This window comes from Micromonospora sp. NPDC049101, assembly GCF_040648675.1.
In the GTDB taxonomy this organism is placed as follows: domain Bacteria; phylum Actinomycetota; class Actinomycetes; order Mycobacteriales; family Micromonosporaceae; genus Micromonospora.
The window spans coordinates 330,527-355,131 of sequence record NZ_JBEZED010000005.1 but is presented as its reverse complement, the minus strand read 5'-3'; the positions used below and the strand labels follow the sequence as shown (position 1 = coordinate 355,131).

Below are 24,605 nucleotides of genomic sequence, written 5' to 3'. Positions count from 1 at the left end.
GTTCGCTCGCCGTACGTGCTCACTTCTCGGCCACCCCGGCGGCGTCGAACGTGGCCACCTCGTGCAGCACCCGCACCGCGCCGATGACCACGGGCAACGCCAACAGCGCGCCGGTGCCCTCACCGAGGCGCAGCCCCAGGTCGATGAGCGGGTCGAGGCCGAGGTGCCGCAGTGCCGCCGTCGCACCCGGTTCGGCCGAACGGTGCCCGGCGACCATGGCGCAGACCGCGTCCGGGGCGAACGCCGCGGCGGCGAGCGCGGCCGACACCGCGATCACGCCGTCCAGCAGCACCGGCGTGCGGCGGGCCGCGGCACCCAGGATCAGTCCGGCCAGCGCGGCGTGCTCCAGGCCACCGACGGCGGCCAGCACACCCAGCGGGTCGGCCGGGTCGGGTGTGTGCCGGGTCAGCGCGGCGCGCACCACGGCGACCTTGTGCGCGTAGGTCGGGTCGTCGATGCCGGTGCCCCGACCGGTGGCGTCGAGCGGGTCGGCACCGGTGAACGCGGCGATCAGCGTGGCGGCCGGGGTGGTGTTGCCGATGCCCATGTCACCGGTGAGCAGGATGCCGGCCCCGGCGTCGATCAGCTCGTCGGCCATCCGGATGCCGGTCTGCACCGCCGCCAGCGCCTCGTCCCGGGTCAGCGCGGCGGTCACCGTGAAGTCGCGGGTGCCCCGACGGACCGACGCGGCAACCAGCCGGGGCACGGCCGGATCGAGCACCCCCGGGCCGAGAGCAGCCGGGTCTAGGGCGGCCGGGGAGAGGACAGCCGGGTCGACAGCGGCGGCCGGGTCGGTGGACAGCGGTGTGGCCACCCCGACGTCGACCACGGTGACCGACGCGCCGGCCTGCCGGGCGAACGCGTTGACCACCGCGCCGCCGGCCAGGAAGTTGCCGATCATCTGCGCGGTGACCTCCTGCGGCCAAGGGCTCACCCCCTGGGCGTGCACCCCGTGGTCGCCCGCGAAGATCGCCACCGCGGCCGGCTCGGGCAGCGGTGGTGGGCAGGCCCCGGCGAGGCCGGCGAGGCGTACCGACAGCTCCTCCAACGCCCCCAGCGAGCCCGCCGGCTTGGTCAGCCGGCCGTGCAGCTCACGGGCGGCGGCCATGGCCGTCTCGTCGGCCGGGCGGATCGCCGCGATCGTGGTCTCCAGCATCATGCCTCCATGATCTCGCGCAGCACGTCGATGAACGCGTCTGTGGTGTTGCGGTCGCGTACCGCCACCCGCAGCCAGTCCGGGCCGAGGCCGGGGAAGGTGTCGCCCCGGCGCACCGCCCAGCCGCGCTCGCGCAGGGCGGCCCGGATCGCTGTCGCGCCCGGCAGGTGCAGCAGGACGAACGCGCTGGCGGGGCGGCCGACGACGCGTACACCGGGCAGGTCGGCGAGGCGGGCGACCAGGTGGTCGCGGTCGGCGGCGAGGTCGGCGGCGATGGCGCGCTCGGCCTGGACCGCGACGTCGGTGGCGCAGGCGGACGCGGCGGCCAACGCGGGTGTGGAGACGGCCCAGAGCGGCTGGACGGCGGCCAGCCGGGTCAGCAGGTCCGCGGCACCGAGCAGGTAGCCGATCCGGAGGCCGGCCAGGCCCCACGTCTTGGTGAGGCTGCGCAGCACGAGCAGACCGGGCAGGTCGCGTCGCTCGGCCAGGGACTCCGGTTCGCCGGGGTGGCCGGGGGCGCTCGTGGCGTCGGCGAACGCCTCGTCGACCACCAGCACCCGGCCGGGGCGGGCCAACGCGGCCACTGTCCGCGCGGGGTGCAGCACCGAGGTCGGGTTCGTGGGGTTGCCGATCATCACCAGGTCGGCGTCGGCGGGCACCCGGGACGGGTCGAGTCGGAAGTCGTCCGCGGCGTCCAGCAGCACCCGCTCGACCGGGTGCCCGGCGGCCCGTAGCGCCGCCTCCGGCTCGGTGAACTGGGGGTGCACCACCACGGGCCGGCGGACGCCGCGCAGCGCCTGGGCGATCAGCACGAAGCCCTCGGCGGCGCCGGCGGTGAGCAGCACCTCGTTCGGGTGACGGCGGTGTCGGGCGGCGACGGCCGCCCGGGCCGGCGTCGGGTCCGGATAGCGGGCCAGGTCGGTCAGGGTGGCGGCGATCGGGCCGGCCAACCAGGCGGGAGCCGGTGCCTGCCGGACGTTCACCGCGAGGTCGATCAGCCCGTCGCCGACCTCGACGTCACCGTGGTGCGCCAGGTCGGGCTCGGAAGCGACGATCGGCACGGGCATGTCCGCGATCCTGCCGGGAAGGTGGCCGGCGGGACAGTCGATCACGGCGTAAGCCGCGTCACCACTCGCCGGTTTAAGAGTTCTTCTCAGGTACGAATCGGAAATGTCATAACTTAGCCATGTGAGCAACCGACCCCTTGCTGCCGCTGGTCGACTCGTCCCTCTCCTTCGCGCCGGACTGATCGCCGGAATCGTGATCGCCGCCGCCGCGTACCCGTTGGTCGCCCTCACCGGGCTCGGCGCGAAGGCCACCGCGCACGCCGTGGAGCAGAAGACCAGGGTGCTGACCACCGCCCTGCCCGCCGAGACCTCCTACGTCTACGGCCCGGACGGCAAGACCGTGCTGACCATGTTCTACGAGGAGTACCGGCAGTACACCAAGCTGTCGGACATGTCGCCGAACATCCAGCAGGCGATCGTCGCCGCCGAGGACTCCCGCTTCTACCAGCACCACGGCGTCGACCCGAAGGGCGTGGCCCGCGCCTTCGTGTCCAACGCCCGCTCCGGCGGCTCCCAGGGTGCGTCGACCCTGACCATGCAGTACGTCCGGATGGCCCTGCGGGACAGCGCGACCACGCCCAAGGAGGTCCAGGAAGCCACCCAGCAGACCAGCCTGCGCAAGGTCAAGGAGATGCGGATGGCGCTGGACCTGGAGAAGGAGCTGAGCAAGGAGCAGATCCTGGAGCGCTACTTGAACTCGGCGTACTTCGGGCACCGGGCGTACGGCATCTACGCGGCCAGCGAGATCTTCTTCTCCAAGACCCCGAAGGACCTCACCCCGGTGGAGGCCGCCACCCTCGCCGGGCTGGTCAAGTCCCCCTCGGAGTACGACCCGGCCGACTCCGACCAGAAGGAGGCCACCGGCCGGCGGGACTACGTGCTGGACCGGATGAGCCAGCTCGGCTACCTCTCCCCCGACTCGGCCGCCGCCGCCAAGGCCGAGCCGATCCGGCTGAAGCTCACGAACCCGCCGCACGACTGTGTCGCGGTCGCGGAGACGTACAACGGCTGGGGCTTCGCCTGCGACTACCTGAAGAACTGGTGGAGTGCGCAGCCCGCCTTCGGCGCGGACCCGCTGGAACGAATGGACAAGCTGCGCCGGGGCGGCTACCGGATCGTGCTCAGCCTCGACCCGAAGATCCAGGCCGCGGCGGAGAAGAACGTCGGCAGCAAGGAGGCCACCGGCAGCCCGTTCGCCAACGGGATCGTGGTCTCCGAGCCGGGCACCGGCCGGGTGAAGGCGATGGCGGTGAACCGGACGTACTCGCTGGACCTGAGCGAGAACCCGCAGAGTTCCAACCCCGAGGCCGGGCCGAAGGTGAAGGCCAACTACCCGAACACGGTGGCGCCGCTGCTCGGCGGCGGCAGCCTGGCGGGTTACCAGGCCGGTTCGACGTTCAAGATGTTCCCGATGCTCGCCGCGTTGGACTCGGGGATGACGCTCTCCACCTCGTTCAACGCCCCGTACCGCTACAAGTCGGCCGTCTACGACGGCTGGGCGCCGTCCAACGCCAGCGGTGCCATGACCGGGCAACAGACCATGTGGTCCGGCTTCGGCAAATCCGTCAACACGTACTTCGTGTGGCTGGAGGAGAAGGTCGGCGCGGACCGGGCGGTCCGACTGGCCGAACAGCTCGGGCTGCGGTGGCGCACCGACGTCGACCGGGAACAGGCGTCCCCGACCAAGGCGAAGAAGTGGGGCGCGTTCACGCTCGGCGTCTCCGACGCCACCCCGCTGGAGATGGCGAACGCCTACGCCGCCATCGCGGCCGACGGGCGCTACTGCGAGGCGATCCCGGTGCAGGCGATCATGAACCGGGACGGCACACCCGCCACGTACGCCACCCCGGGCGGCCTGCACCGTGAGGTGGCCAAGCCCCGCTGCCGGCAGGTGGTCAGCGCGGACGCCGCTCGGGCGGCCACCGACGCCGCCCGCTGCCCGACCGGGGACACCCCGGCGCGCGGCAGCTGCGGCGGCTGGTCCACCGCCGACAGCGTGCGAGGCACGGTCGGACGGCCGGTGGCCGGCAAGACCGGTACCACCGACAGCACCCGGTCCGCCTGGTTCGTCGGCTACACCCCGGAACTGGCCGCGGCGAGCTTCATCTCCGACCCGGACAACCCGTTCAACGCCGTCGGTGACGGGCAGTCCCAGATCCCGATCAAGGCGGTCGCGGAGACCCTCCGCGACGGCCTGAAGGGCACACCGGCCCGCCAGTTCACCCCACCGTCGGACGCGATCGTCGGCTGACCCGGCGCCGGTGGCGCACCGCCAGCCGAGCGGTCACGCCGGCACGCCGCCGGACTGCGCGGGCACCACCTCGGCCGTCGGGTCGGCCGCCGCCGCGGCGACCAGCCGGGCGGCCGTGGCCGGATGACCGGCCCAGTGCAGGGTGAGCTGCGAGGCGTGCACGTTGCGCCAGACGAACCCCTCCGGCGTGCCGCCCTCCCAGCTCCACGCCGGGCGCTGACCGGCGCGGGGGGTGAGCACCGCGCGGTGCGCCTTGTGCCCGACCAACACCGTGCCGCTGGCGGCCACGACGCTGTCGGTCTGAGCGGTCGCCTCCCGGTAACCGGCCACCAGGCCGTCCCGGCTGACACCGACCGCGTCGAGGACCCCGCACATCGGCAGGCCGTCCAGCTCGCGGGCCAGCCAGAGCAACCCGGTGCCCTCGGCGATCACCGGACGCCCGGTCCGCGCCAACTCGGCCACCGCGATGCAGAGCCGCCGGTTGGTTGACAACTGCTCGGCGTACGCCTCGGGCAACGCACCGCCGACGACAAGCGCGCGGGTGCCGACCGGCAGCGCCTCGTCGCGCAGCGGATCGACGGTGACGACCTCGGCGCCGGCGGCCCGCAGCAGCTCGGCGGTCTCCGCATGGCTGAAACTGCCGCCCGGCCCACCGGCCAACGCCACCAGCGGGCGCTCCGCCGGGGCGGTGAACCCGCCGAGGGCCTCCTCGGCAGACCAGGCCGGTGCCGGCAGCGGCGGGGCCGAGCGGGCCAGCCCGAGGAGCCGTTCCAGATCCACCGTGGCGGCGACGGCCTCGCCCAGCCGACGAACCGCTCGGACGGCGTCGGCGGACCCGTCGACCACCGGCGCCACCCCGTGCCGCCGCGACGGCAGCACCGCCGGCAGGTCCTGCCGACGCAACGCGCCGTAGACCGGCACGCCCACGTCGTCCAACGCCTCGCGCAGCATGCCCTCGTGCCGCGAGGACGCCACCCGGTTGAGGATCACCCCGCCAAGCCACAACTGCTCGTCGTACGAGCGGAAACCGTGCACCAGGGCCGCCACCGACTGACCCATCGCGGCCACGTCGACGACGAGCACCACCGGGCTGCGCAGCGCGGCGGCCGCGGCTGCCGTGGACTCCTGCTCGGGGCGGCCACCGACCGAGTCGTACAGCCCCATGCTGCCCTGCACCACGGCGAGCCCGGCACCGGCCGCGCCGTGCGCCACCAGCGGGGCGAGCCGGTCGGTGCCGACCAGCCGGGGATCGATCACCCGGCCGGGCCGACCGGACGCGAGTCCGAGGTAGGCGGCGTCGACGTGGTCCGGCCCGAGCTTGAACCCGGCGACGTCGACCCCACGCTCGGCCAGGGCGGCGAGCAGCCCGATCGCCAGCGCGTTCTTCCCGTGCCCGGAGGACGGCGCGCTGAGCACCAGGCGCGGCACGACGGTCATCATCGACTCCTCGCGAGCGGCGGCGGGTACGCGACGGGGACGACCGGGGCCGATCCGTCGGCGTGACGATACCCGCCCGGCTGGCGGCGCGAGCACCGCCAACCGGGGCCGGCGGCACACTCCGGGCCTCCTCCCGCCCCGGTCCAGGTCAGTGGCGCCGGTCATACGAGTAGCCTCGTGCTGTGTACCGGTTCCTGCTGAGCCCACGCTGGCTGGGCGCCCTCGCGCTGACCCTGGTCGCCGCCGCCGTCATGGTGTTCCTCGGCAACTGGCAGCTGGACCGCTACCGGGGTCGTACCGAGGTCAACGAACGGATCGACGCGGGTCAGCGGATGGCCCCGACGCCGCTGGCCGACGCGCTGCGCGCCCCCACCGGCGGCGCGGGCACTGTCGGCCCCGCCCCCGCCGAGGACAAGGTCTGGACCCGGATCACCGTCACCGGCCGGTACGACCCGACGAACACGGTGCTGGTCCGCGGCCGGACGGTGGACAGCCGGGTCGGCTTCGAGGTGCTCACCCCGCTGGTGCTCGCGGACGGCACGGCGCTGCTCGTGGACCGGGGCTGGATCCCGCCGGCTCCGGGTGGGGCGACCGCCCAGCCGTCGGTGCCCGCCGTGCCGACCGGCGACGTGACGGTGGTCGGTCGGGTGCACGAGACCGAGAGTGGTGCCGGCGCGGTGGCCCGCCGCGACGGGCGGCTGGAGATCCGGCGGATCGGTGTGTCGCGGCTGGCCGGCGAGCTGCCCTACCCGGTCTACGGCGCCTACCTGCTGCTCGACGAGCAGACCCCGACGGCCGACCCGGTGTTCAAGGCGGTGCCCGTCGGGCACGCCAACAACTGGCAGAACTTCGGCTACGTCGTGCAGTGGTGGCTCTTCGCGGTGATGTCCCTGTTCGGCTACGGCTGGGTGGCGCGCCGGGAGGCCCGCCGCGCCGCCGGGATCGGCGTCACCCCGGCCCCGCTGGACCGCGCGGCCGAGCCGACGCCGAGCGCGTCCGCCTGACCGAGGGCCGGATCGGCGTCTCAAACAGACTCTCGGGGGCATGCGGGACGACAGGGCAGCCGGTAGCCTGCGCCACGTGTCGATCCCGCGTTGGAGGTCTCGGTGAGTTCGGATCCCACGGCCGCGGTGCCCGAGCCGCCGACCCAGCCGCAACCGCCGATCGATCCGTGGAGCGCCACCTCCGCCACCGGGGCGCTGCCGATCACCCCGCCGACGGCACCCTTCCCGAGCGCGCCGCCGCAGGACACACCGCCTCCGGCACCGCCGTTCCCAGCGTCACCGGCATCGTCGTCACCGCCATCGCCGTTCTCGGCGTCACCGGCACCGTTCCCGGCGCAATCGGCACCGCCGTTCCCCGCGCCACCCGCACCGCCGATCCCGGCGCAGACGGCGTCGTTCTCGGCGCCACCGGCACCCCCGTTCTCGACGCCACCGGCATCCTCGTTCTCGGCACCGCCGGCACCGCCGTTCTCGGCACCGCCGGCATCCTCGTTCTCGGCACCGCCGGCATCGTTCTCGGCGCCGCCGTTCTCCGGCCCGCCCGCGCCGCACTCGACGCCGCCCGGCGGGGCGTGGCCGGTGTCCGGGCCGTACCCACCGGTGTCGGCGCACCCGGCACCGGCCGGTCCCGCCGGGCCAGAGGCGGTCGCGGTGCAGATCGCCGAGATCGCGGTGTGCCCGCCGGTCATCCGCACGCCCGCCGGGGTGCTGCCGTTGGCCGGTGCCACCTGGCACGTGGCCGACTACTGGCAACGCGAGGAGAAGGTGGCGACCTGGGCGCTGGTCTGCGCGATCGTCGGCTTCTTCTGCCTGGCCTTCTTCAGCCTGCTCTTCCTGCTGGTCAAGGAGACCCGGCACCACGGCACCGTGCAGGTCACCGTCACCAACGGCCATCAGCAGTACGTGGCCCGGATCCCGGTCAGCGACCAGGGCCAGGTGCAGCACGTCAACAACCAGGTCAACTACGCCCGGTCGTTGTCCGGCAGGTGACCGGCGCTGGCCCCGCCCCAGCCGGTGAACCAGCCGTCAGCCGGTGAACCAGCCGTCAGTCGGTGAACCAGTCGTCAGCCGGTGACCCGGCCGGCGTGGATGGCGCGGACCGCGTCGATGGTGTCCGCCTCGGCGGCGGACTTGTCGTCGCGATAGCGCACCACCCGGGCGAACCGCAGCGCCATCCCCCCGGGATAGCGCGAGCTGGTCTGCACCCCGTCGAAGGCGATCTCCACCACCTGCTCGGGGCGGACCCGCACCACCCAGTCGCCACGCTCCACGGCAAGGTCGAGGAACCGCTCGGTCTGCCAGCGCAGCAGCTCGTCGGTGAGCCCCTTGAACGTCTTGCCGAGCATGACGAAGCCACCCGTCCGCGGGTCGCGCGCACCCAGGTGCAGGTTGGACAACCAGCCCTTGCGCCGGCCACTGCCCCACTCGACGGCGAGCACCACCAGGTCGAGGGTGTGCCGGGGCTTGACCTTGACCCAGGCGGCACCGCGCCGGCCGGCGTCGTAGGGAGCGTCCGGCGCCTTGACCACCACGCCCTCCTGCCCCGCGTCGAGCGCGGCGGCGAACGCGGTGGCGGCCTGCTCCGGGCCGTCGACCTCCATGCGCCCGACCAGCAGCGACGCGTCCACCGCACCGGCCAGGGCGGCCCACCGCTCCCGACCGGGCAGATCGATCAGATCCTGACCGTCGAGGTGCAGCAGATCGAAGAAATACGGAGTGAGCACCGTCGCGCCCGCGCTGGCGGCCGCCGCGAGCACCGCCGGGGCGACAGGGGTGCGCCCGGTGCTGCTCGGGGTGGTGCGTCGGGCGGCCCGGCTCGACGTCTGCTGGAACGGCAGTGGACGCCCCGTCTCGTCGAGGCCGATCGCCTCGCCGTCGAGCACCAGCTCGCGGCCCGGCAGGGCACGGACCGCGGCGACCACCTCGGGCACCCGGCCGGTGATCTCGTCGAGGCTGCGGGTGAAGACGGCGATGTCGGCGCCGGAGCGGTGCACCTGGATGCGGATGCCGTCGAGTTTCACGTCGACCACCGCCGGTGTGCCCGTCGCGGCGAGTGCCTCGTCGACCGAGGGCGCGCTCTGCGCGAGCATCGGCGCCAGCGGCCGGCCAACCTGCAGGCCGAACCCGGCCAACTCGGCCGCTCCTCCGGCCAGCGCGGCGACCGCCACGGCGCGCAGGTCACCGGCGAGCAACAGCGCCCGGCGGACCGTCGCCACCGGCACGTCGGCGGCCCGCGCCACCGCGTCGGCGAGCAGCCCGGCCTGGGCGCCCTGCCGTAGCTCGCCGCTGAACAGACCGGTGAGCAGACGCTGCTCGTCGGTGGTCGCCGCCGCGTAGAGGGCACCGAGCAACGCCCGACGCCGAGTCTGCGAGCCCGTGCCGTGCACCGCGGCGATCTGCTCGATGGCCGCGTCGACGGCGGCCACGGTCAGCGTCGGCTCGGCGGCCGGTGGCGGCAGGTTCCGAAGGCTGGCATAGCCCACTCCGGTCTGCCGTTGGCGCAGCTCACCGGCGAGGTAGCCGGCGCCGGGCTCGACCTCGGTCGGATCGAGCCGGCGCAGCGCATCAGCGAGCAGCTCCACCTTGGCCCGCCGGCCGCTGGTGGCGCCGACGGCCGCGGACGTGGCTGCCAGGTCGAGGAACCGCACGCCGCCCATCCTGCCAGTCCCCTCCGACACCGCCCGGGCATTGCCGTGCCCGGGCGGTGTCGGCAGGGTGCCGCCCGCTTGAGCGGACGACGGATCAGGGCCTAGGCGCTGACGGGCTCCTCGATGCGCATCCCCCGGGCACGGACCTCGCCGGCGACCCGGGAGAGCACCGAGTCGAGGGCGACCAGAGCGGCGGAGAGCTCACCGAGCTGCTCGTTGAGCGTGTCGTCGGACCACGCGGAGACGTCGACATCTCCCAGTGCGCTGACAGCGGCCCCCAACCGGGCCATCACCTCGTTCGTACTCATGTTCGAAAGGCTATAACAATGAGCGATCCGACACGCCGTAAACTCGCAGATCAGGCCCGAAATCGCCGTCGAGATTCCTCAGCGCGCCGCCGTGGCCACCTTGCCCAGCAGCAGCGCCTCGGCGAGGCAGACCCTGGCGAACTCCCCCAGGTGCAGACTCTCGTTCGGGCCGTGCGCGCGGGCGTGCGGATCCTCCACGCCGGTCACCAGGATCGCCGCCTTCGGGAACATCTCCTGGAAGGTGGCGATGAACGGAATCGAGCCGCCGACGCCGATGTCCACCGGGTCGGTGCCATCCCAGGCGGCCCGGAAGGCCGAACGGGCAGCGTCGAACATCGGCCCGGACGCGTCGATCACGCACGGAAAGCCGTCGTGCTCGAAGCTGACCGCCACCTGGGCGCCCCACGGCGCGTGCTGCTCCAGGTGTGCGCGCACCGCCGCGTACGCCCGCTTGGGGTCGTCGCCCGGGGCGAGCCGGACGCTGAGCTTCGCCTTCGCGGCCGGGACCAGCGCGTTCGGCGCCTCACCGGTGGCCGGGGCGTCGATGCCGAGGACCGCCAGCGCCGGCTTGGTCCAGAGCCGGTCGGTGATCCGGCCGGTGCCGATGAACCGCACGCCGTCGGCCAGCCCGGCCTCGGCGCGGACCCGGTCCTCCGGGTAGTCGACGGTGGCGCCCTCCCGGCCGACCAGCCCGGCCACCGCCACGTCGCCGGCATCGTCGTGCAGCGTCGCCAGCAGTCGGACCAGCGCGGTGAGCGCGTCCGGCACGGCACCACCGAACATGCCGCTGTGCACCGCGTGGTCCAGCGTGCGCACCTCGACGAAGCAGTTGACGATGCCCCGCAGCGAGGTGGTCAACGCCGGTACGCCGATGTCCCAGTTGCCGGAGTCGGCGATCACGATGACGTCCGAGGTGATCTCGTCACGGTGCTCGATCAGCAGTTGCTCCAGCGAGTCGGAGCCGTACTCCTCCTCGCCCTCGATGAAGAGCACCACACCCACCGGCAGCGCGTCCCCGTACGCCCGCAGCGCCGCGACGTGCGCCATGATGCCGGCCTTGTCGTCGGCGGCACCCCGGGCGTAGAGCCGACCGTCGCGTTCCACAGGCTCGAACGGATCGGACTCCCAGAGCGACAGGTCGCCCACCGGCTGGACGTCGTGGTGGGCGTAGAGCAGCACGGTGGGCGCACCGGGCGGGGCTGCCCGACGGCCGATCACCGCCGGCTGGCCGCCGGAACGCACGATGTCGACGTCCAGGCCACACCCGCGCAGCAACTCGGCGACCGCCTCGGCGGAGCGTTCCACGTGCGAGTGGTCGAAGCCATCGAAGGCGATGCCGGGGATGCGGACGAGGCGTTCCAGGTCGGCCCGGACGCCGGGCATCTCCCGCTCGACTGCGGCCCGCACCTCGGACTCGGACATGATCGGTGAGGTCATGACCGGCATCGTATGCCGGCCTTACCGGGGCGTGCCGGCGGAGCCCGTACCGTCACCGTCGCCCGCCGGGCCGGCGCCCGCCCGCGCGCCGGGGGCGGACCGGCCGGCACGCTGTGCGCGGCCGGCGGCCTCGGTGGCGGCATCCATCCAGGAGCGGGCCCGACCGGCGGTGCCGCCGACCCACTCGCCGACGTCGTTCGCGCCGTCGCCGAGGCGGCGCAGCAACCCGACCAGCGGGTCCGTGGAGCGGCCGAACTCCTCCCGGTACGAGTCGGCAGCCGCCTTGATCTCCTCCGAGATGCTTGTCGAGCTGTCGTCGTCCCGGCGCGGATAGTCCCCGGCCAGCACCCGCCCGTACGCCCCGGAGTCGACCCACTGGCGCAGTTGCGCCGCCCGCGCCACCGGCGTGGGGTGGGTGCTCCACGCCGTCATCCGGATCTTGTGCAGGCTGTCGCGCAGGTCGCCGCCGCCGGCGTACTCGGCGGCCTGCTCCAGGAACGCGGTCGTGTCGACCTGCGACAGGTCACCCCCGCCGGCGAGCTTCATCAGCAGCCGCAACGCGGCGGCCGGGTCCTGCCCGGCGAGCAGACCGGCCCGGTCGGCGGACAGCTCCGCCTTGCGCCACCACTCCAGCATCGCCGCGATGATGGCCCGCAGCGCGATCGCGCCGACCGGCAACCAGCTCAAGTTGGCCGCCCACCGGGTCAGGATCATGAGCATGGTCTTGTAGACCGCGTGCCCGCTGCCCACGTGCCCCAACTCGTGGCCGAGCAGGCAGCGCAGCTCGTCCTCGTCGAGCTGCTGCACGCAGGCCGAGTTCAGCACGATGAACGGCCGCTCCAGCCCGACCGCCTCGGCGCCCAGCCACGGCGACTGGGTCACGTACAGCTCGGGCAGGTCGGCCACGTCGAGCGCCGCCCCGGCCTCGGTGTAGCGCTGCCACACCGCCGGATACTGCCGGTGGTCGACGCGGATGCCGGAGGCCAGCACGGACAGCCGGAACCCGCGCTCGTTCCACATCCCGAAGAACGACCGCACCACGTCGTCGAAACCGCGCAGCTCCCGCAGCGCGACCAGCGCACCCCGGTCGGCCGGATGCTCCCAGGCCCGCGAGCTGATGCCGGTGAGCGTGATCCGGCGCCGCGCGGGCGCGTCCGATGCCGACATGAAGAGTCCCCCGTTCGCCGCGCGCCCTGAGCGCTGTCGCGTCGTGCTTGCTCGCATCGTCGTGCTGCTGGCGTCGTCGTTCTCGCGTCGTGCTTGCTCGCGTCGTGCTTGCTCGCGTCGTGCTTGCTCGCGTCGTGCTTGCTCGCGTCGTGCTTGCTCGCGTCGTGCTTGCTCGCGTTGCTCCCTGCACGCATCGTGCCGGAGCCGGTGACGCTCGTCCACTGGCCGGGCGCTCAGCGAACGCGCACGTAGTACCGGTCCGCGTCGTTCGGCAGTGCGGGCGCGCCATCGACCAACAGATCCACGCGGGCGGCCGTGTCGTCGGCGGCGAAGTGCGCCCGCTCCCCGGCGTGCCAGCGACGCAGCTCGGGCAGGATCTCCGGCCCGTCCCGCGCGACCGCGCGGGCCAGCCGCAACGACGCGGGCGCGGTGACGAACACCGCCAGGGTCAACTCCGGCCGGACGACCGCGCGGGCGGCGCTGACTCCCTCCACCACCAGCACCGGCGTCACCGGCACCGGCACCGGCCGAGCCAGGAAGCGTCGCCGAACCCAGCTGTAACGCCGATAGGAGCCGGCCTTCCCCTCCCGCAGCGGGCTGAGCACCCACTCGTCGAGGCGGGTCCAGAAGCTGAGCTGGTCGTCCCAACCGTCGAGCAGGTCGTCGGTGTGCACCACCGGCGGCCGGTCACCGTCGAGCAGCGCCGCCAGGGCATCCGCGAAGTGCGCGGCGAACCAGCTCTTACCCGCGCCGCTCGGCCCGTCGACCGCGACCAGCCGGGTCCGCCCCAACCGCGCCGGGCCCGCGAGCACCCGACGAGCCAATTCGGCGTACGCCTCGACGACCGCCACGGGCATGACCAAAGTATGCCGCCGACCGCAGTCCAGGCGTGATCGACTCCAGATCATTGATGTCGCGCTATCCCTGCCAGCGGGACACGGCGACATCAGCAGAACCGAGTCGATCACCCGGCTACCGCGGTCAACGTGGGCAACGCTGACCCGTCCGGCTGACCGCCCCGGCCGGGCACCGTCACGTCCGAGGGAATTGGGGCGGTGACGGGTGACGGGCAGCCCGTTCGCCGCCCGCCGTGCTGCCAAGTCGGCATGATCGGGTGGTGCTCCGAGACGTGATGAGCCCCGGCATCGACGCCCTCCTCGAACAGGCCCGCGCCGGGCTGCACCGACTGACTCCGCAGCAGACCGTCGAGGCGGTCCGCGGCGGCGCGCTGCTTGTCGATACCCGTACCGACCTGCAGCGCCGTGAACAGGGCGACCTGCCAGGCGCGGTCGTCATCGACCGGACCGTGCTGGAATGGCGGCTCGATCCGGCCAGCGCCTGGCGGATCCCGGAAGCCACCGGGTACGACCGGGAGATCGTGCTGGTGTGCCGGCAGGGCTACAGCTCCAGCCTCGCCGCCGCCAGCCTGCAAACCCTCGGTCTGCGCCGGGCCACCGACATGATCGGCGGCGTCGACGCCTGGCTGGCCGCCGGCCTCCCCACAAGCGACCGCCCCGCCGACATCCGCCCCTGATCCCGCACCACCCCGCCCCGCCGCCACCCCGCCCGGCCGGCCGGCCGGCCGCCTCAAGATCGCGCTCGATCCAGGAGATAGGCCCCTCCTCGCGCGGACGAGGCCACCACTACAAGGACAACACCGTTGCGTTAGGGCTGTAGCCGGCGGGTCAACCCGGGACAGGAAGTGCCCGATCGGGAGCGGATTGGACCCGGCTTGGCGATCATGGAGTTGTGGTGCCGACTTTGGGGGTTTTACGGGCGTTCTGTGACCCACCACAACTCCATGATCGGCGAGGCAGTGCTGGTCGACGAACTGCCGTTCCACCTAACGCAACGGCGTTGACAACAAGGATCGAGCACGATCATGCGGGAGGTAGTGACCCCCGGCGGGTCCCCGGCACGCGGCCGGATCAAGAAGACGCCTCGCTGCCCCGCCCGCAAGCTCCGCATGGGACGGTGCCCGGCTAGGAAGGTGGGCCGGCCACGACGCAGCGCCGCCCAAGTGGGCCGGCCACGACGGTGAACAGGCCACGACGCAGCGCCGCCCAAGTGGGCCGGCCACGACGGTGAACAGGCCACGACGCAGCGCCGCCCAGCGGGCCGGCCACGAGGGTCAGGACGGTGGGGGGCCGGGTGGGATGAACGGCAGACCGGCGGGCGGGCCGGCTTCGATGAGACGCCAGAGGGCGTCGGTGTCCAGGTGTTCCTCGACCAGGTCGCCGAGCAGGTCGAGTGAACGTTCCCGAGCGGCGGCGAAGCTGGTCGTCGGCGCGACCCGGAACCCGGTGCGGCCGGCCAGACGAGCCGCCTCGGTCAGAAACCACCGGCGGAACCCGTCGGACTCGAACGCCCCGTGCCAGTGCGTGCCGTGTACCGCGCCGAGCACGGCCCCCTCGCCGGCACCGTCGTCGCCGGTCAACAGTGGGCTCAGACCGGGGTCGGTCTGCGAGACGTACCCGTGGTGGATCTCGTAGCCGCGCACCGCGACGCCGCCGTGGGCGGTGCCCACCGACTGCCGGACGGTCTTGCGGGGATCGAAGGTGATCTCGATGGGCAGCAGGCCGAGCCCCGGTACGCTGCCCCGTCGGCTCTCCACCGTGTCGTGGATGGCGCGGCCGAGCATCTGGAAACCGCCGCAGAGGCCGAGCAGTGGCTTACCGGTCGCCACATGGGTGGCCACCGCGTCGGCGAGGCCCGTCTCGCGCAGCCAGGCGAGGTCGGCGACTGTGGACTTGGAGCCGGGCAGGACGACCAGGTCGGCGGCGGCCAACTCGGCCGGTTCGATGGTGAGGCGTACGCGAACGCCCGGCTCGGTGGCCAGCGCCTCCACATCTGTGGCGTTGCTGATCCGGGGTAGGCGGACGACGGCCACGTCCAACCACTCGGTGCCGTGCGGGGCGGCGGGGCGGCCGAGCACCCGGCCGTAGGCGAGGGAGTCCTCCGCGTCGAGCCACAGGTCCAGTGCCCAGGGCAGCACCCCGTACGTGGGACGACCCGTGACGTGACGCAGCATGTCCAGCCCCGGCTGGAGCAGCCCGAGGTCACCCCGGAACTTGTTGATCACGAAGCCGGCGATCAGCGCCTGGTCGGCCGGGTCGAGCAGGGCCACGGTGCCGAACATCGAGGCGAAGACGCCACCCCGGTCGATGTCGCCGACCACGATGGTGGGCAGGTTGGCGTGCCGGGCCAGCCCCATGTTGACGTAGTCGCCGGCCCGCAGGTTGATCTCCGCGGGGCTGCCGGCACCCTCGCAGATCACCACGTCGTACGTGTCGCGCAGCTCGGCGAGCGCCGCGTACGCGGTCTCGGCGAGCCGGGGTCGCAGGTGCCGGAACGTGCCCGCGGTGATCGTGTCGACTGCTTCGCCGAGCAGGACCACCTGACTGGCCAGGTCACTGCCCGGCTTGAGGAGCACCGGGTTGAACCGTAGGTCGGGTGCGAGCCCGCAGGCAGCGGCCTGCATGGCCTGGGCCCGCCCGATCTCGCCGCCACGCCCGTCCGGCCCGACGACCACCGCCGAGTTGTTCGACATGTTCTGCGCCTTGTACGGCGCCACCTTCACGCCCTGCCGGTGCAGCCAGCGGCAGATGCCAGCGGTGAGCACGCTCTTGCCGGCGTCGGAGGTCGTGCCGGCGACCAGCAGCCCGCCGCTCACCGCCCGTTCCCCCGCCGCACCCGTTCAGCAACGCCGAGCCCACGGTGGTCCGCGCCAGCGGACCCACGGCGCCCAACAACGTCGAGCCCACGATCCACGGCTGCGGACCCACCGCGACCAACCACACCGAGCCCGAGGCGACCCACGGCACCGAGCCCATGGCGACCAAGGGCACCGACCAGGCGGCCCAGGGTCACCGGGTAGGCGGCGGCCAACCCGACCGCGGCCAACCCGACCGCGCCGGAGATCCGGGCGGCCCGCTTGAGGTGCCGTGCCTCCGGGCGGGGGCCGTCGCCGAGGAACGGCCGTACCTCGGAGCGCCCGTAGTAGACGTTACGGCCGCCGAGGCGAACGCCGAGCGCGCCGGCCATCGCCGCCTCGCACTGGCCAGCGTTGGGGCTCGGATGGTCGTTGCGGTCACGCCGCCACACCCGCCAGGCCCGGTGCCGATCCCCGTTGGCGATCGGCGCGAGGGCGATGGTGAGCAGCCCGGTCACCCTCGACGGCACGAGGTTGAGCAGGTCGTCCAACCGCGCGGCCGGCGTGCCGAACCGGGCGTACCGCGCCGACCGGTGCCCGACCATCGCGTCCAGGGTGTTCGCCGCCCGGTAGCCCAGCAGGCCGGGCAGGCCGGCTATCGCGCCCCAGACCAGCGGGGCGACGACCGCGTCGGAGGTGTTCTCGGCGACCGACTCGACGGTGGCGCGGGCCAACTCCAGCTCGCCCAACGTCGACGGGTCCCGCCCGCAGAGGTGGCCGAGGCGTCGGCGGGCGGCGGGCAGGTCACCGGCACGCAGCGTACGGCCCATCACGGTGGCTTCGTGGCGCAGCGTGCGGCCGCCCAACACGGCCCACGTGCTGGCGGCCACCAGCACCGCCCGGGTCACCGGCCGATGCCGGGTAGCCGCTGCGGCGACCGCCCCGAGCAGCACCGGCCCACCCACGGCCAGCGCGGTGAACGTCGTTCCCGCCGTCCGGTCCGGCCGGTAGAGGCGGCGCTCCAACGCACCAGCGGCCTGCCCGAAGCCAGCCACCGGATGCCACCGGCGCGGATCACCGAGCAGCCGGTCCAGCGCGTACCCGGCCAGCAAGCCCACCGCATTCGCCACCGGCGCTGTCCGTCGCACCCGCACCACCTCCGGCCGGCCAGCCTAGACGAGCATCCCGGGAACCAGCCCGACCCACGGTGCTCTGGCAGTCAGGGCCTCGTGGAAGGCCGCAGCCACCACTGTCCCCCAATTCCGCCGCTGCTGGCACGCGGGGTGACGACGCTTGTCGCGACGCCACCCCACCCCCGTCGTGCCAGGCCACGTGTGCCGTGCCGCCGCAGCACTGGCGACCAGCACAGGACCTCGTACCGCTCGACCGCCGCCCGATCCGCGATCGCCGAACCGACACGATCGCCGAGCCGATCGGTCAGGCTGGCTGCGGGATCCGGCCCCGACCGCGCCGTCCCCGACCGGACTGCGTCGGCTCCGGCTGCCCCTCGTCCGGCACGGGCCCCAACTCGTCGTCCGGGTCGCGGTCGGTGCTGTCGTCGGTCGCCTCGGGCGAGAGCGCCAGCTCGTCGTCGAGACCCGGCGGAACGGTGGCCTGCCCGATCTGCCCACTCGCCGGGGAAACCCCGCTGGCCACGGCGGCTCCGCCGGCCGGGAAGACTCCGCCGGGAAGGGGAACCCCGCCGACCGGGGAGACAGCGTCGCCAATCGGATCCTCGATGAACGGGCTGGTGCGCAGTGCGCCGTAGTCGGGCAGCTCGAAGTCGTCGTCCAGCGGCCGGTCGTCGGGCAGCACGGGCTCGTCCCCCGCCGGCACCGGCTCGGTGGGCTCGCCGTGCACCCGGCTCTCGGCCTCCGCGTCCTCCACGGTGCTGGTCGTCATGCTCGGCCGGTTACGCAGGAAGCGGGCCCGGCCCCGGGACAGGTCGTGGCCGACGGCGACCGCCTCCAGCTCGTAGAGGGTGCGGTGGTTGCCGGCGTCGTCGGTCCAGTCGCGGGTGTAGAGCCGACCGCAGACCACCACCGGATCGCCCACCATCACGGAGGCCGCCACGCCTTCGGCGAGCTTGCGCCAGCAGTTGACGCGAACGCGGAGCGAGTTGCCGTCGACCCACCGGCCGCTGTCCCGGTCGAGTCGGCGGGCGGTGGAGGCGACCTTGAAGTTGGCCACCAGCGTGTTGCTCTGGGTGGTGCGCCGCCACTCGGGTGAAGTCAGCACATTGCCGACAATTGTTACGTACGTGTCGAACATCATCCCTCCAGGGGATCGGGGCCTGCCAACGCGAGTCGACTCGACACCGAGCCTCGGCGCTGCGCCTGAGCACCGCCAGCGCCCACCCCCGAACCTGTGGACAACGAACCCACCTGTGGACAACGCCCTGATCAAGCCCCGATGTGGTACGCAACACCGTTGCGTTAGGGCTGTAGCCGGCGGGTCAACCCCGGGACAGGAAGTGCCCGATCGGGGAGCGGGTTGGGCTCGGCTTGGCGATCATGGAGTTGTGGTGCCGATTTTGGGGGTTTACGGGCGTTTTGTTACCCACCACAACTCCATGATCGGCGAGGCAGTGCTGGTTGACGAACAGCCGTTCCACCTAACGCAACGGCGTTGCTGTGGTACGGCCGACCCGCCCGGCTGGGCGTCGGCGGTTTCCGAGGCCGACCAGATTGGGTAAGCACTTGATCAACGCACCACCGACAGCTCCACGTCGACGAGAGGTCAGCGTCATGATGATCACCAGAATCGGCTCCGCGATCGCTTCCGAGGCGCGGCGATGAGCGCCGCGGCGAACCCGGCCACCGTCGCCGAATGCCTGCGGGTGGGCGCCGGGTTCTCGCAGGGCGACCGCAACTGGATCGCCGAGCAGTTCGCCACCCTCGACGCCCGGTTGGCCGGTTTCCACGCCGACGCCACCGAGCTGGAGGTGTCGGTGAAGGATCGCGAAGCGCGTGGCCAGAAGGTCACCCTCGAGTGCTGGATCGCTGGCCGGCAGAAGATCGTCACCACCTCCGCCGAGGAGGACCTGCACGCCGCGCTCAACGACGTCCGCGACGACCTGCGCCGCCGGCTCAACGACGCCAAGACCCGCCAGGAGCCCCGGCACAACAAGCACCTGCGCGACATCCCGCAGCCCCAGGCCGACCTGGACCCCACCGACGACCAGGACCCCACGCGAGCGGACGCGGAAACAGCCTGACCCACGCGCCGCCCGCCCCCGACCCGTCCCGACCCGATTTGGCCCCGCGATCCTGCACTTTCTGTCCCTGAAACACGGCTATTGCACGTTATTGCCGCGACAGAAGGTGCAAGATCGCGGGGCAAGGGCGACGCAGGCGCAGGGTAGGGGCGGGGCCAGGCCAGCACGTGGCAGGCCAGCACGTGGCAGGGCGGAACAGGACCACGGGCCAGGGCCAAGGACGAGGCCCACGGGCCAGGGACGAGGACGAGGACGAGGATCAGGGGCCCACGGACCAGCGACCAGGACGAGGACCAGGGACCAAGGACTAGGACGAGGACCACGGACCAGGGGACCAGGACCGGGGCTACCGTTGGGTAGGTTGCCGGCGTAGCGTCGCGTTCGTGGAACCGGACGTGTTGGGGCCGCCGTACGAGCGGCAGACGATCGACCTGGGCACCGACGACGAAGGTCCCGTCGTCGCGACCCTGGTCCGGCGGCGGGCCGCGCGTCCCACCGGGCGGGCCGTGCTCTACGTGCACGGGTTCGTCGACTACTTCTTCCAGACCCACCTGGCCGACTTCTTCGCCGAACGCGGTTGGGATTTCTACGCGCTCGACCTGCGCAAATATGGTCGCAGCCTGCTTCCGGGTCAGACCCCGAACTTCTGCCGCGACATCAGCGACTACTTCCCCGAGCTGGACGCCGCCGCCAAGATCATTCGTCAGGAAGACGGGCACGACACCCTCCTGACGATGGGCCACTCCACCGGCGGCCTGATCATCTCGCTCTGGGCGGACGCCCGCCGCGACACCGGCACCGTCGACGGTCTCGTGCTCAACAGCCCGTTCTTCGACCTGAACGCCCCCTGGGCGGTGCGCCGACCCCTCGCGGCCGCCGTCGCCCGGCTGGGCCGCAGGGCGCCGCACCGCGTCCTGCCGCTCGGGCTGGGCACGGTGTACGGCGAGAGCCTCCACGCCGACCACCGCGGCGAGTGGACGTATGACCTGGCGTGGAAGCCGCTGGCCGGGTTCCCGGTTCGGGCCGGCTGGCTGAACGCGATCCGCACCGGTCAACGCCGGCTGCGCGCTGGTCTGGACATCCAGGTGCCCGTGCTGTTGGCCTGCTCGACCCGCTCCTTCCGGGGCACCCGGTGGCACGACAACGCGACCCTGGCTGACGCCGTGCTGGACGTCGAGCACATGGTCCGTTACGCACCCCGCCTGGGCCGCCACGTCACCCTGGCTCGCTTCGACGGCGGGATGCACGACCTCACGCTCTCCGGCCCCGCCGTACGCAAGAAGGTCTTCGACGAGGTCGGCCGCTGGGCCGAGGCGTTCCTCGCCGCCGGCCCCACAGCCCCGGCCAGCGCCGACACCGCGCCGACCGACACAGCCCCCGCAGGCGCGGTCCCGGCCCCACGGGCTACCGCCGACGACGCACCGGCCGTCCTCACGCCAGCCGACGTGCCAACGGCCGTCGACGCCACGACCGGGGCCGACTCGACAGTTGTCGAGGCTGGCCTACCGGAGAGTCGACGTTCCGCAACCGACACGGCGGGTGCGACGACAGCCGGCCGCTGACCACGACAGAGGGTGACACCGGACGCGGCTCAGACATCATCGGCACTCAGACGTCGCCGGGCGTCGCCGGAAGCACGGCTCGGATCCGGTCGAAGGTCGCTACCGGGTGCTCGCCGACGCCGGGCAGCACCAGGCCCAGGCAGTACGGCGACAGCTCCCCGGTGGCGTCGGGCTGGACGACGAAGATCGGCGCGCCGACGTACCCCTGCGGCAGTTCGGTGGTGATCCGCACGGCGTCCCCGTCGCGGACCACCCGCTCGACCGCGACCTCCAGCGGACGCGACCCGTCTTCGCGTACCCCATGGGCCAGCACGAAAGCGGAACCGGCGTCGGCGGTGAGGCGGGCGACCACCTCGGGCCCGGCGGCGATCCCCGCCGGCACCGGCTGGACCCGCCACCGCCAGCCGCCGTCGCCGGCGTGGCGGTGCAGGCCGGCGGTCGGCAACACCGCGACCCCGTCGCCCGGAAACTGTGCCCAGCCGGGCACGATCTCGGCCACGGAGACGGCGGCCGGCGCGACCCCCGCCGGCTCGGTGACGCTCGTCCGCAGCCCCAGCTCACCGCCCGAGGCGCCGACCAGGTCGGCCGCCGTCAGCAGCGACTCCCCCACCGGGTCGTCGCCGCCCTGGAAGAAGAACGCGGTGCCGAAGTCGTCGTCCGACCGGTACGGCAGGATGGCGCGACCGACGACCTGGCACAGCTCGTAGGCGACGTCGTTCTCGGCGTCGGGATCCAGCAGCACCAGCCAAAGGTACGGTCCGAGGCCACGCCGGTCCGCGGGAACCCAGATGCCCGCCGCGGGGCCAACGTGAGACCCTGCTCGGCAACGTGGACGCGGGCACCCTTTTCGCCGCCGGGCAGTGGGGCGGCGGTACCCTCTGGGCGCGACATCCACGCCACACGCGCCCGTAGCTCAGCGGATAGAGCAGGGGACTTCTAATCCCAAGGCCGCAGGTTCGAATCCTGCCGGGCGCACAGGTACTTCCTCAATCTGACCGGCTCGCGTGGGGCTATTAGTGGTGCCAGCGCGCTACGGTGGCTCCGAACTTCGCGAGATGGCACGCGCCGTCCTCGACGGAGAGGTCCCGCTGCGGACGGCGGCGCTCAGCAGTGCCTACGCTACCGCCCTCAGCGACGCCTTCTGGACGCACTACAGCCAGATCAGCCCAGACGAACGTACCGAACTCGAAGCCAGCACCTACACGGACTTCCCATCCAGCGGGTAGCGCCCAGGTACCTAGCGTTGGCAGACTTCCACCTAACGGACGGTTCAGTGGTTCTCGTCGAGCGCCACCCTTGCCGCCCTCGAACATCAACAGGATGCAATAGTGACCCACATCACACAGCCGACACGGCGTGTCTTGTGATATCACGCGCGCGGCGCGCAGTTGCGCTCGCGCAGGTCATTACGTTGCGCGAGCGTAACTGCGCGCGCGTTGGCTGATGCTGCCCCAAAAGGCGCAAGCGGACGCCCCCACCGACGGCTGCCATGGCTAGTTTTAGCACGGTTTGTCCGGTACGCGAGCTTGCCATCCCCGATAGGCTGGCGGTCGCTACGCGATGCACCGCACCCAACGGGCCGCCAGCCTATCGGGGATGGCGTCGCGGTCTTGCAAGTGTCTTGATACAGACGCAGCATCCATGGCGGGAGCACTGAGGTCGCGACCTCAAGCGTGTCGCTTCGCCCCCTGTGACGGATCTTTGTAGCCGCACCCCTCCGCCCACAGTATCGTTGGGCGTTAGGAGCATAGTGTTGCCGGGTACTTCGGTACTACGGTACTCTAGTCACTGGAAGGGGGCCCCAATGGCCGCTACGTCCGCTCCCATCAAGGTCGACGTGGGAACTGACCAGCTCATTTCTCACGCCGCCCACTTCCTGGGCAAGGCTAAGAAGGACGTCGTAGACGCAGCAGTCCGCGAGTACATAGAAGTGCACCGCAATGAGATCAACGACGGCATCCGCGTAGCCCTAAGCCAGCTCGACGGATCAGCCAAGTCAGCTGTCTCACTGCTTGCAGGTCTCTCGCCCGACCAGCTTGACGAGTATGGCGGCATGCCTGCGGAAAGCTGACCCTTCGCGTCTAGTGTCGGGCGGATTCGGGCGTTAAGGTTGCCGAATGAGCAGCGAGGCCCAATCTGTCCGACCCACGAAGGTCTGCATTGAAGCGCTTGAGCTGTCTAAGCCACCCATTAGCCTACCCCTGTCAGATCTGGATCATTCTCTAATAAAAGAGGCACAGCGACTCCCCGAAGTGCATGCTGCTGGGGGCGTCGAAAGGATCTTGAGTCTAACGGATCGGATTTGGTTTAAGGTCAAGGTTAGTCGCTGGCGCGGTGCTGCGACCCGGCTGCCCGAGGCCGAATCGACCTCCTCTGAGCTGCAAGGCCGCACTGCCTCATGGTGGCTCGGTGCGGGCGGCTACAGGCGAGAAGGTGACCCCGGCGACTTCTATGAGTCGTTGGCAGCGACTGCCAACCGCGACGGTTCCTCAGATCGCTGGCTCCCTCAAGCCTGGGACTGGAAGCGGCTCGAACTTGAGCATATATATGCATGGGAACGTGAGATTCGAAGGATCGTTCGCGAGCTGATTGCCCGATCCTTGCAGAACGGGTATGCCTACCAAGCGGAGTTCCAGCGCTACAAGGTGACCGCCTTGGCTCGGGCAGAAGACGGCGAAACCTACCTAATGATCGGGACAGAAAATATCGCGGACCCCCGGGTATTCGCGGTCATCATAAATGCCATCCCGGGTATCGACCCTACTAGTTGGATGCCAGAGCCTGAAGGAATCAGAGGGCTCGAACCGGAACCTGGCGAGATCATCTGGTCAACCATCTTGCCACCCGAGGTGGCCGCGCAGTTGCTGGACACCCTCCCTGACGAGTGAAGGTCGCTGAACTACGCTGCCTGGATTGCCATCCCGGCCTCCGTCGACCCGCGCCTACGGAGAGCGGATCGCTGCAGAGAACGAGCCTTAGCGCGTTCGGGCGCTGGTGGGCCGGACGGCCTTGTGCTCGGCATGCTGGGGTGAACAAGAGCGGAGATGGCCTACCGCAAACACCACGGGCCCGGCGGCGGCCGGCGGGCTTCGCCCATCATCGGGCTGTTGCGCCTCCTCCGCGGGTGCTTAACCGCAACCTGTGCAGGCGCACCGGCTCGCGTCACCCGTGGCCAGCCGCACGCCGAGCCTGCGTGGCCTGGCGCTTCGGGGTGACCGGCACCCCAGCAGGGCGGCGATCTTGGCGCACGTTGGGGATGCCAGCCGACCGTGTTGGCTTGCGGGGCGCGGGGGCGGTGCCCTGCATCTGCAGTCCGGCCGGCTGCACGAAGATCGACCGGCGGGCCACCGCGTCACCCTTGGCGTCCAGTTCGTATCCGTCGAGCCAACACCACTCGTCATAGGTGGTCTTGGTCCAGTCATCGAGCACCCGGATGACTCGGAACATGATCGGCTTGATGAACTGCACGCTGGCCGAGCGGGTCACGTGCACCAGGTCGCCAGCCTTCGGTATTTGCGGACTCATCGGGGATCACCGGCCGGCCAGTGCCCACGATTGATTGGGATGCGATGGCGGGCTCGGCAGGGCAGCTCCCCGCCACAGCGGCACACCCTGCGCCAGCGCTTCCAACTCCAGACCGGGCGGTGCCGGCGGGCTAGCGTCAGCGCGGCGGCCATCAGGTATTCGTCATAGCAGATC

At 71.9% G+C, this 24,605-nt stretch carries 20 protein-coding genes, 1 tRNA gene and 2 pseudogenes; 10 read left to right on the top strand and 13 right to left on the bottom strand.

Features of this window, described 5'->3' with window-relative positions:
- Positions 1-19 precede the first annotated feature (19 nt).
- Both AB0B57_RS09550 and cobC read right to left on the bottom strand, forming a co-directional pair.
- Entirely contained in the window at positions 20-1,156 is a 1,137-nt protein-coding gene (locus AB0B57_RS09550; protein ID WP_357067239.1) for a nicotinate-nucleotide--dimethylbenzimidazole phosphoribosyltransferase, read from the bottom strand.
- Entirely contained in the window at positions 1,156-2,223 is a 1,068-nt protein-coding gene (gene cobC / locus AB0B57_RS09545; protein ID WP_357067129.1) for an Rv2231c family pyridoxal phosphate-dependent protein CobC, read from the bottom strand. The genes AB0B57_RS09550 and cobC overlap by 1 nt, the downstream gene beginning before the upstream one ends.
- A gap of 121 nt (positions 2,224-2,344) precedes the next feature.
- Here cobC and AB0B57_RS09540 point away from each other — a divergent pair, with 121 nt between their 5' ends.
- Entirely contained in the window at positions 2,345-4,474 is a 2,130-nt protein-coding gene (locus AB0B57_RS09540) for a transglycosylase domain-containing protein (protein ID WP_357067127.1), read from the top strand.
- A gap of 33 nt (positions 4,475-4,507) precedes the next feature.
- On the opposite strand, the gene AB0B57_RS09535 is transcribed toward AB0B57_RS09540, so the two are convergent.
- Positions 4,508-5,911, bottom strand: a complete 1,404-nt coding sequence (locus tag AB0B57_RS09535; protein ID WP_357067125.1) for a cobyrinate a,c-diamide synthase — start codon at positions 5,909-5,911, stop codon at positions 4,508-4,510.
- Between the two features lie 182 nt (positions 5,912-6,093).
- Between AB0B57_RS09535 and AB0B57_RS09530 the strand changes: the two genes are divergently transcribed.
- The gene (locus tag AB0B57_RS09530) at positions 6,094-6,915 is read left to right on the top strand and encodes an SURF1 family protein (protein WP_357067123.1); all 822 of its coding nucleotides are present in this window, start codon (positions 6,094-6,096) and stop codon (positions 6,913-6,915) included.
- Positions 6,916-7,017: 102 nt separating this feature from the next.
- The gene (locus AB0B57_RS09525) at positions 7,018-7,905 is read left to right on the top strand and encodes a hypothetical protein (RefSeq protein ID WP_357067121.1); all 888 of its coding nucleotides are present in this window, start codon (positions 7,018-7,020) and stop codon (positions 7,903-7,905) included.
- Positions 7,906-7,979: 74 nt separating this feature from the next.
- On the opposite strand, the gene AB0B57_RS09520 is transcribed toward AB0B57_RS09525, so the two are convergent.
- From AB0B57_RS09520 to AB0B57_RS09500, 5 genes are all read right to left on the bottom strand, one after another.
- Positions 7,980-9,572, bottom strand: a complete 1,593-nt coding sequence (locus tag AB0B57_RS09520; protein ID WP_357067119.1) for an ATP-dependent DNA ligase — start codon at positions 9,570-9,572, stop codon at positions 7,980-7,982.
- Between the two features lie 92 nt (positions 9,573-9,664).
- The gene (locus tag AB0B57_RS09515; RefSeq protein ID WP_357067117.1) at positions 9,665-9,871 is read right to left on the bottom strand and encodes a hypothetical protein; all 207 of its coding nucleotides are present in this window, start codon (positions 9,869-9,871) and stop codon (positions 9,665-9,667) included.
- A gap of 78 nt (positions 9,872-9,949) precedes the next feature.
- On the bottom strand, positions 9,950-11,293 hold the full coding sequence (locus AB0B57_RS09510) for a dipeptidase (protein WP_357067237.1): 1,344 nt from the start codon (positions 11,291-11,293) through the stop codon (positions 9,950-9,952).
- 36 nt (positions 11,294-11,329) lie between these two features.
- Positions 11,330-12,475, bottom strand: coding sequence for a M48 family metallopeptidase (locus AB0B57_RS09505; protein WP_357067115.1), 1,146 nt, complete (start codon positions 12,473-12,475; stop codon positions 11,330-11,332).
- A gap of 233 nt (positions 12,476-12,708) precedes the next feature.
- Complete coding sequence (locus AB0B57_RS09500; RefSeq protein ID WP_357067113.1) at positions 12,709-13,332, bottom strand: hypothetical protein; 624 nt, start codon at positions 13,330-13,332, stop codon at positions 12,709-12,711.
- A 275-nt stretch (positions 13,333-13,607) separates the two neighbouring features.
- Here AB0B57_RS09500 and AB0B57_RS09495 point away from each other — a divergent pair, with 275 nt between their 5' ends.
- Positions 13,608-14,009, top strand: a complete 402-nt coding sequence (locus AB0B57_RS09495) for a rhodanese-like domain-containing protein (RefSeq protein WP_357067235.1) — start codon at positions 13,608-13,610, stop codon at positions 14,007-14,009.
- A 597-nt stretch (positions 14,010-14,606) separates the two neighbouring features.
- Here AB0B57_RS09495 and AB0B57_RS09490 read toward each other — a convergent pair.
- From AB0B57_RS09490 to AB0B57_RS09480, 3 genes and pseudogenes are all read right to left on the bottom strand, one after another.
- Complete coding sequence (locus AB0B57_RS09490; protein WP_357067111.1) at positions 14,607-16,148, bottom strand: cobyric acid synthase; 1,542 nt, start codon at positions 16,146-16,148, stop codon at positions 14,607-14,609.
- A 161-nt stretch (positions 16,149-16,309) separates the two neighbouring features.
- Positions 16,310-17,275: pseudogene (locus tag AB0B57_RS09485) on the bottom strand (cobalamin biosynthesis protein); the annotation flags it as partial.
- Positions 17,276-17,564: 289 nt separating this feature from the next.
- Positions 17,565-18,398: a single-stranded DNA-binding protein gene (locus AB0B57_RS09480; RefSeq protein ID WP_357067233.1), complete on the bottom strand. Its 834-nt coding sequence runs from the start codon at positions 18,396-18,398 to the stop codon at positions 17,565-17,567.
- Positions 18,399-18,921: 523 nt separating this feature from the next.
- On the opposite strand from AB0B57_RS09480, the gene AB0B57_RS09475 reads away from it, so the two are divergent.
- Complete coding sequence (locus tag AB0B57_RS09475) at positions 18,922-19,344, top strand: HPF/RaiA family ribosome-associated protein (protein WP_357067109.1); 423 nt, start codon at positions 18,922-18,924, stop codon at positions 19,342-19,344.
- Positions 19,345-19,727: 383 nt separating this feature from the next.
- Positions 19,728-20,666: pseudogene (locus AB0B57_RS09470) on the top strand (alpha/beta hydrolase); the annotation flags it as partial.
- 286 nt (positions 20,667-20,952) lie between these two features.
- On the opposite strand, the gene AB0B57_RS09465 reads toward AB0B57_RS09470, so the two are convergent.
- Positions 20,953-21,648 (bottom strand): hypothetical protein, encoded by a 696-nt coding sequence (locus tag AB0B57_RS09465; RefSeq protein ID WP_357067107.1) that lies wholly within the window; start codon positions 21,646-21,648, stop codon positions 20,953-20,955.
- A 160-nt stretch (positions 21,649-21,808) separates the two neighbouring features.
- Between AB0B57_RS09465 and AB0B57_RS09460 the strand changes: the two genes are divergently transcribed.
- From AB0B57_RS09460 to AB0B57_RS09445, 4 genes are all read left to right on the top strand, one after another.
- Positions 21,809-21,881: transfer RNA gene (locus AB0B57_RS09460), tRNA-Arg, on the top strand.
- A gap of 44 nt (positions 21,882-21,925) precedes the next feature.
- Positions 21,926-22,132, top strand: coding sequence for a hypothetical protein (locus AB0B57_RS09455; RefSeq protein ID WP_357067105.1), 207 nt, complete (start codon positions 21,926-21,928; stop codon positions 22,130-22,132).
- 578 nt (positions 22,133-22,710) lie between these two features.
- Complete coding sequence (locus AB0B57_RS09450; RefSeq protein ID WP_357067103.1) at positions 22,711-22,977, top strand: hypothetical protein; 267 nt, start codon at positions 22,711-22,713, stop codon at positions 22,975-22,977.
- A gap of 46 nt (positions 22,978-23,023) precedes the next feature.
- Positions 23,024-23,794 (top strand): hypothetical protein, encoded by a 771-nt coding sequence (locus AB0B57_RS09445; protein ID WP_357067101.1) that lies wholly within the window; start codon positions 23,024-23,026, stop codon positions 23,792-23,794.
- 274 nt (positions 23,795-24,068) lie between these two features.
- Here the strand turns inward: AB0B57_RS09445 and AB0B57_RS09440 are convergent, their stop codons facing one another.
- Positions 24,069-24,431 (bottom strand): hypothetical protein, encoded by a 363-nt coding sequence (locus AB0B57_RS09440; RefSeq protein ID WP_357067099.1) that lies wholly within the window; start codon positions 24,429-24,431, stop codon positions 24,069-24,071.
- Between the last annotated feature and the right edge of the window lie 174 nt (positions 24,432-24,605).